14 protein-coding genes and 1 pseudogene are annotated in these 15,788 nt (G+C 60.9%); 13 read left to right on the top strand and 2 right to left on the bottom strand.

What is annotated here, in order from left to right; translation table 11 throughout:
• Window positions 1–13: 13 nt before the first annotated feature.
• From T8A63_RS01335 to T8A63_RS01395, 13 genes and pseudogenes are all read left to right on the top strand, one after another.
• Entirely contained in the window at window positions 14–1,204 is a 1,191-nt protein-coding gene (locus T8A63_RS01335; protein WP_067627562.1) for a mandelate racemase/muconate lactonizing enzyme family protein, read from the top strand.
• On the top strand, window positions 1,201–1,998 hold the full coding sequence (locus tag T8A63_RS01340; RefSeq protein ID WP_201722093.1) for an SDR family NAD(P)-dependent oxidoreductase: 798 nt from the start codon (window positions 1,201–1,203) through the stop codon (window positions 1,996–1,998). Before T8A63_RS01335 ends, T8A63_RS01340 begins: the two co-directional genes overlap by 4 nt.
• Before the next feature lie 122 nt (window positions 1,999–2,120).
• Window positions 2,121–3,356 (top strand): acyl-CoA dehydrogenase family protein, encoded by a 1,236-nt coding sequence (locus T8A63_RS01345; RefSeq protein WP_067627561.1) that lies wholly within the window; start codon window positions 2,121–2,123, stop codon window positions 3,354–3,356.
• A 1-nt stretch (window position 3,357) separates the two neighbouring features.
• A complete protein-coding gene (locus tag T8A63_RS01350) occupies window positions 3,358–4,230 on the top strand; it encodes an NAD(P)-dependent oxidoreductase (RefSeq protein ID WP_067627555.1) in 873 nt (290 codons plus the stop codon).
• The gene (locus T8A63_RS01355) at window positions 4,227–5,399 is read left to right on the top strand and encodes a CaiB/BaiF CoA transferase family protein (RefSeq protein WP_067627554.1); all 1,173 of its coding nucleotides are present in this window, start codon (window positions 4,227–4,229) and stop codon (window positions 5,397–5,399) included. Before T8A63_RS01350 ends, T8A63_RS01355 begins: the two co-directional genes overlap by 4 nt.
• 34 nt (window positions 5,400–5,433) lie before the next feature.
• A complete protein-coding gene (locus T8A63_RS01360) occupies window positions 5,434–5,829 on the top strand; it encodes a carboxymuconolactone decarboxylase family protein (protein ID WP_322344772.1) in 396 nt (131 codons plus the stop codon).
• Window positions 5,830–5,846: 17 nt separating this feature from the next.
• Entirely contained in the window at window positions 5,847–7,307 is a 1,461-nt protein-coding gene (locus T8A63_RS01365; RefSeq protein WP_322345642.1) for an aldehyde dehydrogenase family protein, read from the top strand.
• A gap of 20 nt (window positions 7,308–7,327) precedes the next feature.
• Complete coding sequence (locus T8A63_RS01370) at window positions 7,328–8,518, top strand: acetyl-CoA C-acyltransferase (RefSeq protein WP_067942411.1); 1,191 nt, start codon at window positions 7,328–7,330, stop codon at window positions 8,516–8,518.
• Window positions 8,519–8,538: 20 nt separating this feature from the next.
• Window positions 8,539–10,662: a 3-hydroxyacyl-CoA dehydrogenase NAD-binding domain-containing protein gene (locus tag T8A63_RS01375; RefSeq protein ID WP_322344773.1), complete on the top strand. Its 2,124-nt coding sequence runs from the start codon at window positions 8,539–8,541 to the stop codon at window positions 10,660–10,662.
• Complete coding sequence (locus tag T8A63_RS01380; protein ID WP_067627547.1) at window positions 10,659–11,714, top strand: phosphotransferase family protein; 1,056 nt, start codon at window positions 10,659–10,661, stop codon at window positions 11,712–11,714. Before T8A63_RS01375 ends, T8A63_RS01380 begins: the two co-directional genes overlap by 4 nt.
• 104 nt (window positions 11,715–11,818) lie before the next feature.
• Window positions 11,819–12,973, top strand: coding sequence for a CaiB/BaiF CoA-transferase family protein (locus T8A63_RS01385; RefSeq protein WP_322344774.1), 1,155 nt, complete (start codon window positions 11,819–11,821; stop codon window positions 12,971–12,973).
• Between the two features lie 198 nt (window positions 12,974–13,171).
• Window positions 13,172–13,396 (top strand): annotated as a pseudogene (locus T8A63_RS01390) (bile acid:sodium symporter); the annotation flags it as partial.
• Between the two features lie 81 nt (window positions 13,397–13,477).
• A complete protein-coding gene (locus T8A63_RS01395) occupies window positions 13,478–13,681 on the top strand; it encodes a hypothetical protein (protein ID WP_067624176.1) in 204 nt (67 codons plus the stop codon).
• Between the two features lie 225 nt (window positions 13,682–13,906).
• Here T8A63_RS01395 and T8A63_RS01400 read toward each other — a convergent pair whose 3' ends face one another.
• Together T8A63_RS01400 and menC are read right to left on the bottom strand one after the other, a co-directional pair.
• Window positions 13,907–14,635, bottom strand: a complete 729-nt coding sequence (locus T8A63_RS01400) for a GNAT family N-acetyltransferase (protein WP_322344775.1) — start codon at window positions 14,633–14,635, stop codon at window positions 13,907–13,909.
• On the bottom strand, window positions 14,632–15,780 hold the full coding sequence (gene menC, locus T8A63_RS01405) for an o-succinylbenzoate synthase (RefSeq protein ID WP_322344776.1): 1,149 nt from the start codon (window positions 15,778–15,780) through the stop codon (window positions 14,632–14,634). Before menC ends, T8A63_RS01400 begins: the two co-directional genes overlap by 4 nt.
• Window positions 15,781–15,788 lie beyond the last annotated feature (8 nt).

Here is a 15,788-nt window from a genome sequence, read left to right on the forward strand (position 1 = left end):
AGCGAGCAAGAAGATGAAGATCAAGGATATCAAGACCTTCGTGGTCGGCAATAAATCCATTCACCGGGGCGGTCCGTATTGGGTTTTCGTTAAGGTCACCACGGATTGCGGCACAGTGGGCTACGGGGAAATCTACGGCGTGGCGTTCCACCCCAAGGCGCTGACCGCGATGATCGACGACATGTTCGAGCGCCATTTCGCGGGCACGGACCCTTTCAAGATCGAACGGCACTTCCGACTGGTCTATTCGGCCGGCTTTTCCCAGCGTCCTGATCCGACGGTCATGGGCATCTTCAGCGGCATCGAGATGGCCCTGTGGGACATCATCGGCAAGGCGCTCGACAAGCCGATCTATGAATTGCTCGGCGGGCAAGTGCATGAACGCCTGCGCAGCTATACCTATCTTAATGCCGCCCCCGATGCCGCGTCGAACCAGAAGGTCTATGACGATCCGGACGCTGCGGCAGAGCGGGCTCTGGAATATGTCGCCCAAGGATTCACGGCACTGAAATTCGATCCGGCGCGGCCCTATACCGCCTTTGATCCCCGCCAACTTTCGATGGAGACACTCGACTTTGCCGACCGCTACACTGCCCGTGTCCGTGAGGCAGTGGGTGCAAGCTGCGATATCCTGATTGGCACACATGGGGAGATGTCCCCCTCGGGCGCGCTGCGTCTCGCGCGCAAGTTGGAGCCGCATGATCCCCTCTGGTTCGAGGAGCCGACACCGCCTGACAACATCTCTGGCATGGCTCTCGTCGCCGCCGGGACCCGCATCCCCGTGGCAACAGGGGAGCGGCTGACCACCAAATACGAATTTGCCGATCTGCTGCGCCAGAATGCTGCGTCGATCTTGCAGATGAACCTCGGCCGTGTCGGCGGCATTCTGGAGGCCAAGAAGATCGCTTCCATGGGCGAGGCCTTTCACGCCCAGATCGCACCGCACCTGTTCTGCGGCCCGCTGGTCGGTGCAGCGAATATTCAGGTTTCTGCCTGTAGTCCGAACTTTCTCATCATGGAGGGGATCGAGCAATGGGGCGGATTTCAGGCCGAGATCCTAAAGACCCCGATCCGCTGGGAAGACGGTTATGTCATCCCACCGACCGCGCCGGGATTGGGTGTCGAACTCGATGAGGCCGTGGCCGAAGCCAACCCCTACACCGGCGAACGTCTGCAACTGCGGATGAAGGACACGCCAGCATGACCCAACCGACTGGAGACAACCCTATGAAGAACCCATTCTCGCTTGAAGGCAAAGTCGCCATCGTGACCGGCGGCAGCAAAGGGATTGGCCTGTCCATCGCGCACCACCTCGCTGCGATGGGCGCCAAAGTCGCCATCGCCAGCCGCAAGATCGAGGCCTGCGAAGCCGCGGCACAGGAAATCCGCGATGCCGGGGGCGAGGCCATGGCCGTGGCCTGCAACATCTCGCGGCGCGACGAATGTGAAGCCTTGGTGGCCAAGACCCATGAAGCTTGGGGCCGTCTGGACATTTTCGTCGCCAACGCGGCGGTCAACCCGGTCTACGGACCGCTCGCCGATCTGACCGACGAGGCGTTCAACAAAGTAATGACCTCCAACGTCCACAGTGCGATCTGGTTCGCCAACGCCGCCATGCCGCATATGGCCGAAGCGGGTGGCGGGGCGTTCATCATCGTTTCCTCCATCGGCGGTCTGCGTGGCTCGGCCACCCTGGGGGCATACGGCATTTCGAAAACAGCGGATGTCGGTGTCACGCGATCCCTCGCGGTGGAGTGGGGGCCGAAGAATATCACCGTCAACTGCATCATGCCGGGGCTCATCAAGACCGATTTCGCCCGCGCCCTTTGGGAGAACGACAGCCTGCGCGACGACCGTATTGCGCGGACCCCGGTCCGGCGGCTTGGCGCTCCTGAAGACATTGGCGGGGTGGCGACTTTCTTGGCCGGACCATCGGCCCGCTTCATCACCGGCGAGGTCATCGTCGTGGACGGGGGGACAACCATCGTCGGGCCATAAGGCCGCGTTTCTGAGCAAAAACTGAACCCAAGCTGCAGGAGGTAGCGCAACGGCCGACTTTAGGCCGCGGCCTCTTGCACCTTGAAAACGGCCGCGGGCCGGAAAATAAAGGAGTAATATCAATGGATTTCGATCACAGCCCCAAGGTGAAAGACCTCTGCGACAGGCTCAACGCCTTCATGGAAGAGCACATCTACCCCAATCAGGAGCTTCACAATCAGCAGCTCCAAGAAATGGGCCACGGCATCGAGCACTGGGAAAACTGGGGCGGCGTACCGATCATCGAAGAGCTCAAACCCAAGGCCCGCGAGGCCGGGTTGTGGAACCTCTTTCTGCCCGAGAGCCGACGGGGTGGCGGACTGACCAACCTCGAATATGCACCGCTTTGCGAGATCATGGGGCGCGCACCTTGGTCGGCGGAAGTGTTCAACTGTTCCGCACCCGATACCGGGAATATGGAAACGCTGGAACGTTTTGGCACCGAGGCGCAGAAGAAAGAGTGGATGGAGCCGCTTTTGGCGGGCGAAATCCGCTCCTGCTTTTCCATGACAGAACCCGATGTCGCGTCCTCGGATGCGCGTAACATCAGCCTGACCATCACCCGCGATGGCGATGAATACGTCATCAACGGGCGCAAATGGTGGACCTCAGGTTCGGGCGACTCGCGCTGCAAACTGTTCATCGTGATGGGTAAAACTGACCCAGAGGCCGAACCTTATCGCCAACAGAGCATGATCCTCGTGCCGCGTGACACACCGGGCCTGACGATCAAGCGGATGATCCCAGTCTTTGGCTTTTCTGACGCGCCGCATGGGCATGGTGAGATCATTTACGACAATGTTCGCGTGCCTGCGGAAAACATCCTGCTGGGCGAAGGGCGCGGCTTTGAGATCGCTCAAGGGCGGCTTGGACCCGGACGCATCCATCACTGCATGCGCATGATCGGGCAGGCCGAAGTGGCCCTTGAGAAGATGTGCAAACGTGCGCTTGAGCGGCGGCCCTTCGGCAAGCTTTTGTCGGATCAAGGCGTCACGCGCGAGCGGATCGCGGAATCCCGCATTATGATCGATCAGGCGCGTTTGCTGACGCTCAAGGCCGCGGACCGGATGGACAAGGTCGGTAACAAAGAGGCCCGCAAGGACATCGGTATGATCAAAGTGGTCGCCCCGCGCATGGCCGCACAGGTCATCGACTGGGCCATCCAAGTCCACGGTGCCGCCGGTATCTCCAGCGATTTTGGTCTCTCCTACGCCTATGCACGGGCCCGCGCGATCCGCTTGGCGGACGGGCCGGATGAGGTTCACCAGAACCAGATCGCCCGGTTGGAACTGAAGCCTTACACCAATGAAAGGGTTTGAAATGAGCGCTCCTAAAACCATCGGTTTCATCGGGTTGGGCCAAATGGGCGAACCCATGTGCGCCTTCATCTGCAAGGGCGACACCCCCGTATTGTGCTATGACCGGGTGCCGGACCGCACCCCCGAGGGCGGTACCGCCACAAACGGCCTTGCCGAAGTGGTTGCGGGTGCCGACACGGTCTTCCTGTCATTGCCCGACGGCAAGATCGTGAACGCTGTCGTCGACGATATCGCTGCCCTGCCGAATGTCGCGGGCAAGGTCATCATCGACATGTCCACCATCGGCCCCGCCGCCGCAAAACAGGCCGCCGCCACCATCGAAGGCGCGGGCATGACTTATGTCGATGCGCCGGTCAGCGGCGGGCGGCAAGGCGCGCTCAAGGCTGCGATCACCATCATCTGGTCCGGTCCTAAGACCGAAATGGAGCGGCATCAGGCGATCCTCGATCTATTCAGCAAGAATACGTTCCATGTCGGTGAAACGCCCGGACAGGGGCAGGCGGTGAAGCTTTTGAACAACTTCCTGTCGGCCACGGCCATGGCGGCCTCCTCCGAGGCGGTGTTGTTTGGCTTGGCGCATGGGGTCGAGATGAAAACCATCCTCGACGTGGTGAAGGTCTCGACCGGTAACAATACGGCCATTGAGGACAAGTTCCCCAATCGCGTCCTGCCCGGCACCTATGACGCAGGCTTCTTTGCGGAACTGCTGAACAAGGATGTGCGCCTCTACAACGAGTTTGTGAAAGAGGCGGGCACCTCCAACCTGATGGGCGAACGCGTGGCCGAGGTCTGGAACCTTGTCGAAGACAGCCTGCCGCCGCAATCGGACTTCACCCGCGTGTTTGAGGTTTTGGAAAAGAGGAACCGGTCATGAGCTTTGAACGACCATATGAAGGGCTGAAGGTCGTTGACCTCTCCCAAGGACTGGCAGGGCCCTATTGCGGCATGCTGATGGCCCAGCAGGGTGCCGACGTGATCAAGATCGAACCGCAGGGGGGCGATTGGGCCCGCCTGATCGGGGGCGTTTTTGGCGATCACACGGCCTATTCCATCGTTGCCAACACCGGCAAGCGGGCCCTGGCGATGAACCTCAAGAGCGAACCCAGCGGTGAGATCGTCGACAAGCTAATTGCGCAGGCGGATGTCTTTATCGAGGGCTACCGTCCGGGCGTTGCCGAACGGCTGGGCTATGGCTATGAACGGCTGCGCGCGCTCAATCCGGGGCTGATCTACGTCTCCGTTTCCGGCTTTGGCCAATGTGGCCCCATGCGCGACCGCCCCGCGATGGACCCGATGTTGCAGGCGTTCAGCGGTTTTGTTGCTGAAAACACGGGCACCGACGGCACGCCTCACCACACACCAGTCAGCTATTTCGACATGTCCACCGGGCTTTATGCGCAACAGGCACTGGCGGCGGCACTTTATGCTCGACGCGATGGGGCAGAGGGCCGCAAGATCGAAGTGAGCCTGCTCGAAGCGGCCGCCAGCATTCAGGCCGTGCGTCTGCTGAGCGGCTATCGCACCGGGCCGCGCCGCGCCTCCACCGCGCCGTCGGGCACCTTTCAGACCAGCGACGGGCATATCCAGATCAACATCGTGCGCGATCGCGAGTTCAAGGTGTTCTGCGACCTGCTGAAGCTCGACGATCTTTGGGCCAACGAGAAGTATCACACCATTGCCGGACGCTTGGAGGATATCGACTTCCTCTACGACTACGTGCGCCGCTTCACCGCCAGTTGGAAAACGGCGGAACTGTCGGACCTGCTGAGCAAGGCAGGATTGCAAAACGAGGTCGTGCAGACCTACCGCGAGCTTGTCCATCATCCACAGGCCGAAGCTGTAGGCGTCTTTTCATGGCTGCAGCAGGCCGGTGCCAACGATCCATGGCCGGTGCCGAATATCCCCGGCCTGCCGGCCTTCGTTCCGGGCGATGAACGCGCCCAATCCCCCACAGTCGGCCAGCACACGCGCCAGATCCTTACGGAGCTGGGCTACGGCAACGACCAGATTGACACCCTCTACGCCGATGGCGTGGTCGCCTGATCCCCCGCAGGCGTAAATCAAAAGGAAGAGACAGATGGACGAGAAACTTTTCGAACTGGGCCTTCAGCAACGCAAGAAGGTCGTCGGCGCAGAGTATGTCGAGAAGAACCTCGCGGCAGCCGATGACTTTTCGCTGCCGTTTCAGGAAGCGATGACCGCCTGGTGCTGGGGCTTTGGTTGGGGGGACGACACGATCGACCTCAAAACCCGCTCGATGCTCAACCTCGTCATGCTGGCGGCCTTGGGCAAGATGCATGAATGGGAGATCCATTGTAACGGCGCGATCAACAACGGCGTCACCAAAGAAGAGATCCGTTCGATCCTCCACATCATCGGCATCTACTGCGGCGTGCCCCAGTCGCTGGAATGCTTCCGCCATGCCCGCAAGGTACTGGAAGAACGCGGTCTTTTGGAAGGTGCAGCCAAGTGAACGGAGATCAGGACGGCATGATCACAGCCGACAAACATTACATCGACGGCGCATGGGTCGCAGGGCAGGGCGGCAAGCCCTTCCCAATCATGAACCCCGCGACGGAGGCGCAGATCGGCACCGTCACTCTGGGCAGTGCCGCAGATGTTGACCTTGCCGTCGCCGCCGCCAAACGCGCCTTTGCCAGCTTTTCGCTGAGCTCCAAGGCCGAACGTCTGGGATATCTGCGCGCGCTGCAAAAAGCGCTGGAGGCCCGCACATACGACATGGGCCGGGCGATCAGTCAGGAGATGGGCGCACCCATCACACTGGCGCGCAACGCACAGGCCGGATGTGGACCGCGTCACGCCGCCGCCTATATCGCAGCGCTTGAGGCGCATGAGGAAGAATACACGCTGCCAAATGGCGATATCATCCGCAAAGAACCGATCGGTGTCTGCGGTCTGATTACGCCATGGAACTGGCCGATCAACCAGATCGCACAAAAGGTCATGCCCGCGCTTGCCGTCGGGGCGACCTGCGTACTCAAACCGTCCGAACATACGCCGCTGTCGGCCGCAATCTTTGCCGAATGTGTGCATGAAGCGGGCTATCCTGCCGGGGTGTTCAACCTCGTTTTCGGGGACGGCGCCGATGTGGGCAGCGCGATGTCGCGCCACCCGGATGTGGCGATGATGTCATTTACCGGCTCGACCCGCGCCGGAGCCATGGTCTCGCGCGACAGTTCCGACAGCGTGAAACGCGTGGCACTGGAATTGGGGGGCAAATCCGCCAATCTGATCTTTGCCGATGCCGATTTGGACACGGTTGTTCCGGCGTCGGTCACGCGCTGCTTTCTCAACACAGGTCAGGGCTGCAACGCACCCACACGCATGTTGGTGGAACGCGCCTGCTATGACAAAGTTGTTGATCTGGCGCGCCAGACCGCCGAGGCGCAGGTGGTCGATGACCCGGCCAAGGAAGGCAGCCATATCGGCCCGCTTTTTGATGAGATGCAGTTCAATCGGGTGCAGACGATGATTCAGCTGGGCATCGACGAGGGCGCTCGGCTTTTGGCGGGCGGACTGGGGCGGCCAGAAGGGTTGGCCAAAGGCTGGTTCGCCAAGCCGACTATCTTTGCCGATGTGAACAACGACATGCGCATCGCCCGCGAGGAAATCTTTGGCCCCGTGCTTTCGATCATCCCCTTCGACACCGAAGAAGACGCCATCCGCATCGCCAATGACAGCGACTACGGCCTTGCAGCCTATGTCCAAACCGGCAGCGCCGCACGGGCGCAGCGCGTGGCCAACCAGTTGCGCGCGGGGGTCGTGGCGATCAACGGACAGGGCGCGGCCTATGGCTCGCCTTTCGGGGGCTTCAAACATTCCGGCAACGGGCGCGAAGGCGGGGCCTTTGGGCTCGAGGAATATCTGGAAGTCAAAGTGATGCCTTCGATCGATGCGATGGCCGAAGCAGGCCGTTTCACGCTGGCCTAAGCGAACCCAAGGAGCAGACGATGCTGGACGCCTATATCTACGACGGACTCCGCAGCCCCTTCGGACGGCACGGCGGGGCGCTTGCGGCGATCAGGCCAGATGACCTGATGGCGCAGGTCATCACGGCACTGATGTCGCGCAGCACCCTACAGGCCGACATGGTCGAGGATGTGGCGCTGGGCAACGTCTGCCAGTCCGGCGAAGACAGCCGCAACCTTGCGCGTTTTTCAGCCCTGCTCGCCGGTCTGCCGGACACGGTCGGCGCGCAGACGGTCAATCGGCTCTGTGGATCGAGCCTGTCTGCCGCGCTGGATGTGGCGCGGGCGGTGACCGTAGGCGAGGGCGATCTGTTTGTCGCAGGCGGTGTGGAAAGCATGACCCGCGCGCCCTTTGTCATGGCAAAATCTGCAACCGCGTGGTCGCGTCAGGGCGAGATCCACGACGCGACTGCGGGCAAACCCTTTCCCAACCCACGCTTCCAAGCGGCCTTTGGCAGCGACAGCATGCCGCAAACGGCCGATAACCTCGCCGCCGATTACGGGCTGACCCGCGCAGCCTGCGACGCTTTTGCCGCCAGCAGCCAGCGGCGTTTTGAAACCGCTCGCAAAGGTGGGTTCTTCGACGGCGAGGTAATCCCGATTGAGATTTCAGGCCGCAAAGGCGCCGTCACCACGGTGGCCGAGGACGAACATCCGCGCCCAGACACCACAGTTGAAAAAATGGCCAGCCTGCGCCCGCTGGACCCCGCAGGCGTTGTGACCGCCGCCAATGCCTCGGGCATCAATGATGGCGCTGCGGCCCTGCTGATTGGCCGAAACGGACTTGGCCCCGTGCCACGCGGGCGCATCCTCGCCGGGGCCGTATCGGGCGTGGCTCCCCGGGTGATGGGCATCGGCCCCGCGCTGGCCATTCCAAAGGCGCTGAGCCGAGCGGGGCTATCCCTCGAGCAAATGGATGTGATCGAGATCAACGAGGCTTTCGCGTCGCAGGTGCTCGCCTGCTGCAAGGCGCTCGACCTCTCGCCAGACGACAGCCGGCTCAATCCAAACGGCGGCGCCATTGCCGTGGGCCATCCGCTCGGCGCCTCGGGCGCGCGTCTCATGCTCACCGGGCTTCGGCAGCTTGAGGCCAGCGGTGGGCGCTATGGCTGTCTGTCGATGTGCATCGGCTTTGGTCAGGGCATCGCCGTGATCATCGAACGATTGAAATGAACGGGGAAGGGGCACAGGCCATGAAAGACAACGTCAACAGATTGGTGGTTATTGAGACGGAAGGGGAGATCGGGTTGATCCGGCTTGCCAAGCCGCCCGTCAATGCCATCGGGCTGGCGCTGCGCACGGCGATCTACGAGGGGTTCCAGACCCTCCAGCGCGATTCTGCCGTGCGTGCCATCGTGCTCTATGGCGAGGGGCGGTTTTTCTCCGCAGGCGCTGACATCAGGGATTTTGGCAAGGCAGATGTCGCGCCAACCCTGCCGCATATCCTCACGGCGTTGAATGACAGCGAAAAGCCAGTGATCGCTGCGCTGCACGGTGTGGCATTTGGCGGTGCGCTGGAGGTGGCGCTGGCCACCCACCTGCGCGTCGGCGCCGGGGATTTGCGCATCGGCCTACCGGAAGTGAAGCTGGGGCTGCTGCCCGGCGCCGGGGGCGCGCAGCGGCTGCCGAGGCTCACCGGGCTGGCAGGGGCGATTGATATCATCTGTTCCGGGCGCGACGTGTCTGCGCGTGAGGCGCTGGACCTTGGCATTCTGGATCGACTGGCCGAAGGCGCGCCACGCGAGGCGGGCATTGCCGCAGCGCGCGACGTGCTGGCCGGAATGCTCGCCGCCCGCCGAACAGATACGCGCGATGTGGCCGAAGACCTTGCCGCAGTGGAAGACGCAAAAGCGCGCTTGAAGGCTAAGCGCCCTGCCTTGCAAGCACCGCTCACAGCACTGGAGGCCGTCTGCGCCGCCACCCTGCCGATTGACGAAGGGCTCGCCAGAGAACGGGCGCTGTTCATGGAATTGATGGCGGGAGAGGAACGTGCCGCGCTGGTCCATGCGTTCTTTGCCGAGCGCGCCACCGTCGATATCCCTGAGAAGACCGCGCAGCCCCGGCAAATAGACCACATCGCCGTGATCGGCGGCGGGACGATGGGGGTTGGCATTGCCACGTCCCTGCTCATCGGCGGTTACCACGTCGACCTTATTGAAGCGCAAAGCGAACGAGTCGCGCAGGCGCGTGCCGGGGTTGAGGGCAATCTCGCTGGCGCGTTGAAACGCGGCAAGCTGAGCGAACAGGCGCATGATACCGCTCTCGCTGCGCTGGACTGTACCGACAATCTGGATGCCGCGGGCCGGGCCGATCTGGTGATCGAGGCGATCTTTGAGGATATGACAGCCAAGACGGCACTTTTCACCAAGCTGGATGCGATCTGCAAACCCGGCGCGATCCTTGCCACCAATACCTCCTATCTCGATGTGAATGAAATCGCCGCCGCGACCAAACGGCCCCAAGATGTGATCGGTCTGCATTTCTTTTCGCCCGCCCATATCATGCGCCTGATCGAGGTGGTGGTCGCGAAGGAGACCGCCCCCGCTTGTGTCGCCTCGGCTTTCGCCTTGGCCCGCAAACTCGGCAAGGTGCCGGTGCGCGCAGAAGTCTGCGACGGCTTCATCGGCAATCGCATTCTGACCCAATACCGCCGAGCGGCCGATTACCTGCTGCTCGACGGCGCAAGTTTCACAGAGATCGACAGCGCGTTGGAGGATTTCGGCTTTGCCATGGGGCCCTTTGCGGTGTCCGACCTTGCCGGGCTCGACATCGCCAAGGCGACCCGAGACCGAAAGGCTGCCACGCGGTCAGCGGAGGAGCGTTATTCCCGCGTTGCTGATCTGATTTGCGATCAGGGTTGGTTTGGTCGAAAGACCGGGCAGGGCTATTACATCTACGAGGGTGGAAAGCAGCAGGGTGGGAACCCCGGAGCATTTGAGATTGTTGCAGCGGAGCGCCGCGCTCTGAACCTGCCCAAGCGCAGCTTCACCAGCGAAGAGATCGTTTCCCGCTGCCTCACCGCCATGATCGCTGAAGCTGTCCGCGTGCTCGAAGAGGGCATCGCCCTACGGCCCGTGGATATCGATGCGGTCGAGCCCTTTGGCTACGGCTTTCCCCGCCACCGCGGCGGGCCGATGCATCAGGCGGACCTGATCGGCCCCGCAGAGCTGATCCGGCGGATCGAGCTTTATGCCAACGAAGACCCCCAGTTTTGGCAAGTGCCGCACTTGCTGCGCGACATGGCGCGTGAAGGTCGCAGTTTTGCGGATTTGAACAGCGCAGCACCAGGACATGTCACAAAAGGAAGCACAAAATGAGCGAGAATGGTGGCCCCCCCCTTATCACTGTCAGCGAAGCCCTCAGCTTTGACGAGGCCGCGCTAAAGGCCTATCTGTCCGATCATCTGGAAGGATTTTCCGGCGACCTGCAGGTGCGCCAGTTCAATGCGGGCCAAAGCAATCCAACCTATCAACTGTCCGCCGGTGGGCGCAAATACGTCCTGCGCAAGAAGCCCCCGGGAACGCTGCTGCCTTCCGCCCATGCGGTGGATCGGGAATACCGGGTGATGCATGCCCTGCGCGACACGCCGGTCCCGGTGCCAAAGATGCTGCATCTCTGCACTGATCCATCGGTGATCGGTACTGATTTCTACGTGATGGAAATGGTCGAAGGTCGGGTCTTTCACGACCCCAGCCTGCCGGGATTGACCCCGTCTGAGCGCCGTGCCTTTTACGAAAGCTTCATCAAGGCTTTGGCCGATTTGCATGCGGTGAAGCCCGAGGCCGTGGGATTGGGCGATTTCGGCCGCCCCGAAGGATATCTGTCGCGTCAGGTCGCCCGCTGGACCAAACAATACAAAGCGACAGAAACCGAGACCATCACGGCGATGGACAAGCTGATGGAATGGCTGCCAGCCAATCTGCCTGCCGACGACGAGGCCGCGATCGTGCATGGCGACTTCCGCCCGGGAAATGCGATCGTGCGCGACGGCACGCCCGAGGTAGCTGCGCTGCTGGATTGGGAGCTTTGCACGCTGGGCCACCCGCTCGCCGATCTGGGGTATGTCTGCGCAAATTATCACGCCGACAACCTGCCGACCGGGCAGTTCAAGGGGCTTGATTTCGAGGCCTTGGGCATACCGACCGAACAGGAGTTTCTTGACCTCTACTGCCGGTATTCGGGGCGCGACACCGTGTCGAACCATTTGTTTTTTGTGGTGTTTTCCTTCTTTCGTAGTGCCGCGATCATTCAGGGGGTCTACAAGCGCGGGCTTGACGGCAATGCCGCGTCGCAAAAGGCGCTGAAACTGGGCCATCTGGCACGTGTGCGAGCCGAAAACGCATGGCGGATCGTGGAGCAGAACCTGTGATCTGCGCCACGCGAAAGAGTGATCCGCAATGAAATCCACCTTAAAATGAGTAGGGCCAATATCATGCCATTCCTGTCCCACGTTCATTCCGAGCCTAACATCTGATGTATGGGTCAGCGCCTCTGGCCGGGCTCAAGGTCGTCGAACTGGCGCGAATTCTCGCAGGGCCTTGGATCGGGCAAACGCTCGCGGATCTCGGGTCTGAGGTGATCAAGGTCGAAGCCCCGGAGGGCGACGATACCCGACGTTGGGGCCCGCCGTTCATTGAACGGACCCGGCCCGATGGCAGCACCGAAACGGTATCGGCTTATTTCCAGTCGGCAAATCGTGGCAAGACCTCACTGACCTGCGACTTCACCAATCCCGCGGATCTGGCGGAACTGAAAGCGCTGATCGCGGAGGCCGATGTGGTGATCGAGAATTTCAAAGTCGGGGGGCTGGTGAAATTCGGCTTGGACTATGCGTCATTGGCAGCTGAGAACCCGGGTCTGGTCTATGCATCTGTCAGTGGCTTTGGTCAGGACGGACCGCGTGCTAAGGAGGCGGGTTATGATTTCCTGATCCAAGGCATGTGCGGGATCATGGACCTGACAGGCGAGCCAGATGGTGCGCCCCAGAAAGTCGGCGTGGCATGGGTTGATGTCTTTACCGGGCTTTACGGCGTGATCGGCATTCAGGCGGCGCTGGCCGAGCGTGCGCGGTCGGGACAGGGGCAACATGTCGATCTGTCGCTGCTGGATTGCGGGGTTGGCGTTCTGGCCAATCAGGCGAGTAATTACCTCTTGGGCGACGCCGCCCCCAAGCGGCTCGGCAACGCGCACCCCAACATCGTACCCTATCAGGTGTTCCCGACCCAAGAGGGTCATTTGATCATTGCCTGCGGCAACGACTCTCAATTTCGTAGGCTCTGCGAAGTGCTTGATTTAGTCGGTACGGCAGATGATGAGAGATTCGCGACAAACCCGGCCCGTGTTCAGCACCGTGAGGCGCTCTGCGGCTTGATTGCGGAACGGACTGCACAGTTCACCAAAGCGTCGCTGATTGAGCGTCTCACGCAATGCGGGGTACCCGCAGACCCGATCAATACGGTCGCCGAAGCTCTGAGCGAGCCACAAATCGTGGCCCGCGACATGCGGATTGACCCCGAGGGTATCGATGGGTTGCGCACGCCGGTGCGTTTCTCGCGGAGTAAACTGGCGCTGGATCGGGCAGCACCAATGTTAGGCGCTGGTGGCCGAGGTTTTGGGCTTGGCAGGTAGATCAGATCTATTGCCGGGAAGCCATTCGTGACGTCACTGTTTCGCAAGGCGGGCCTTCTGCGGTTTTTTATGAGCATGTCATGCCAATGATATCGAACGGCAATGTGGATACTGAGCAAAGGCGGATGCGAACCTTTTGCTGCGTACCTGTTTCAAGCTTTGTGGGTCCTCAGGGCGGAGAGCCGACATCCGCTGTTGATGGTTTTGACGGGTCGGCTTTTCGGTCTCGATGCTGGAGATCGTGCAGCACTGTTTTATTGCGGATCGACCAAGAGCCTCGCATCGGGCCTGCCCATCGCGACGGCACTTTTCGCCGCGGAGGCCGTCGGTGCCATCGTACTCCCGCTGATGATCTACCACATGCTGCAATTACTGGTCTGCGCCTTTCTGGCCCAAAAGGCAGTGGTCGCGCCCGCGGCGTAATTTGAGAGGAAAAACTCTTTTCGTGTGGGATTGACCCATTGGGGGTGCGGACAAAAAGTTGGACTATCTCGGAGATAGTCCATGTGCAGCTACGAAGAACGACTGGGCGCGGTTAAGCTTTATATAGAGTTCGGCAAGCGCGCGAAGGCCACCATCCGTGAGTTAAAGCCGTCATCCGCAGCAATGGGCATTAAGGACCTCAGTGGGCCAATCGCTACAGGTGTTTCTGGGAACGGGAAAGGCAGCTTAACACTTTCCTGGTTTGGCCAGCAAAGCGTGGTGTGAAACCGTATTGGCAATAGTGTTAACCAGGCGCCGTCCGGCGCGATGTTTCACGGCTCAAAGCATGGACCGATCTCGTGATCTATGTACTCGACAACACTGCTGCCGATCTTGTGGGGCTGGAAGACACTCTGAAATGAGTTGAACGACCAGCCTTTCAGCGTCAGCTGGTCGATGCGGTGGACTGCAGTCGCCGCGCGTTAATGGTTGGCAATTCTGTGGGGAAGCTTACGGCTTGGAAAGCCCATATGTGCTGCTGACTGTATCGAACCCGGTAACTCGGTAGCCTGCGGCAAATGCGGTGGTCATCTCGTCGCGAACGCGCTGCCTTTCGGCAATCGCGCGGTTAAGATCAACCGCAAGCAAGGCATCCAGATCCTTTGGGATTGCGATGTGCAGTGGGTAGCAATGCATTCTCATTTCCGAGCGTGGGCCTTCAGCTCCGTGTGCCACCCGCTTATTGTCCAGTGCCCACTCCGCCACGATACGGTCTGAGGCCACACCAGCATTAATGCCCTCCATTTTTCCGTAGTAATCTGGCAGGTAGACTTTGGCCGTAGCACCAAGTCGCGCGATGTTGAGATTAGCATTGATGCGGCGCAGAGGGTCGAAGGTCCAACGGACGGAAGTAATCCCGCGCGCCAGACACCAGTCGCGTTGATACCATTTCAGTCGTGCGCCCAGCCCCATCCCCCGGCTGTCGGGGTGGACAGCGAGGCGGTGGGAATGCTGCACCTGCGGATCCTTGGTCGGAAACCCAAAGAGAAACCCGAGCATCCGCCCTTCGACAAAGGCACCGGCGACCAATCCGCCTTCGTGCTGGATCGCAAGCATGAGATCGGAATTGTCCGCTGGATCATCGGCGCCCCAAACGCTGCGCTGGAAATCCTCAGCGTGTTTGAGTTCCACCACGCCGTCGAGTTCACGCAGTTCAACCTCGGTATTCACGGCAGTCATGGGCGGATCATCTCACTATGGCTGGTGACGGATTTCATGTAGTCCCGGTCTAGGGTTACCCCGATCCCCGCGCCATTGTTTGGCACCGGCATTTCGCCGTTGGCGGCCTCAAGCGGCTCATTCACGATGTCGCGTTTGAAATAGCGGCTGGCGCTGGAGGTATCCCCCGGCTTAGTGAAATTGGCGAGGGTGGCGAGGTGGATATTATGCGCCCGGCCAATCCCGGCCTCCAGCATCCCGCCACACCAGACCGGCACACCGAAGGCGTCGCTGACGTCATGGATTGCACGGGCAGCGGCAAAGCCGCCAACGCGGCCAACCTTGATATTGATGACCCGCGCCGCCCGCATCTCAAGCGCCTTGCGGGCATCTCCAGCGTTGCGGATGCTCTCATCAAGGCAGATCGCCGTTTTCAGCGCCGCCTGCACCTGCGCATGGTCGTGGATATCGTCGAAGGCCAGCGGCTGTTCGATATAGTCGAGGTCAAATTCGTCAAACCGCCGCAGCAAGGCTAGGTCTTCGAGCCCGTAATCGGTATTGGCGTCGACCGTCAGCTTGATGTCGGGGTAGCGCGCGCGCACCGCGTCGAGCAGGGCCACGTCATGACCCTTGGCGATCTTCAATTTGGTGCGTTTATAGCCCGCTGCCTGCGCCTCAGCGATCCGTTCGAGGGTGAGCTCAACGCTGCCGATGCCAATGCTCACGCCCACATCCACCGCATCGCGCACCCCGCCGAGTGCCGCTTTGAGCGGAATGCCGAGGCTCTTTGCCCAGAGATCCCAAAAAGCCATCTCCACCACAGCTTTGGCCATCCGATTGCCGCGCCACGGGGCGAGGATCGGCTCCAACTCATAGGGCGAGGCGAAGCGTTTTCCGACGATCCGTGGCAGCAAGACATCGCGTAGGAAAGCCATTGCGGCGGGGATCGTTTCTTCGAGGTAATCAGGAATTTCGTCCATCACCGCTTCGGCAATGCCCTCGATGCCCGCTCCTTTCAGGACCAACAACGGAAAGGTCTTATCCGTCAATGTCTGGTTGGAAATCACGAAAGGGGTGATGAGCGGCAGGCTAACAATATGCAGCTCGGCCGCTTCGATCAGGATGCCGCCGCCGGCAAAAGCGGGATTAGTATTGTGCTGGGACATGGAAACTC

The sequence above is a fragment of the Sulfitobacter sp. OXR-159 genome (assembly GCF_034377145.1).
Taxonomy (GTDB): Bacteria; Pseudomonadota; Alphaproteobacteria; order Rhodobacterales; family Rhodobacteraceae; genus Sulfitobacter.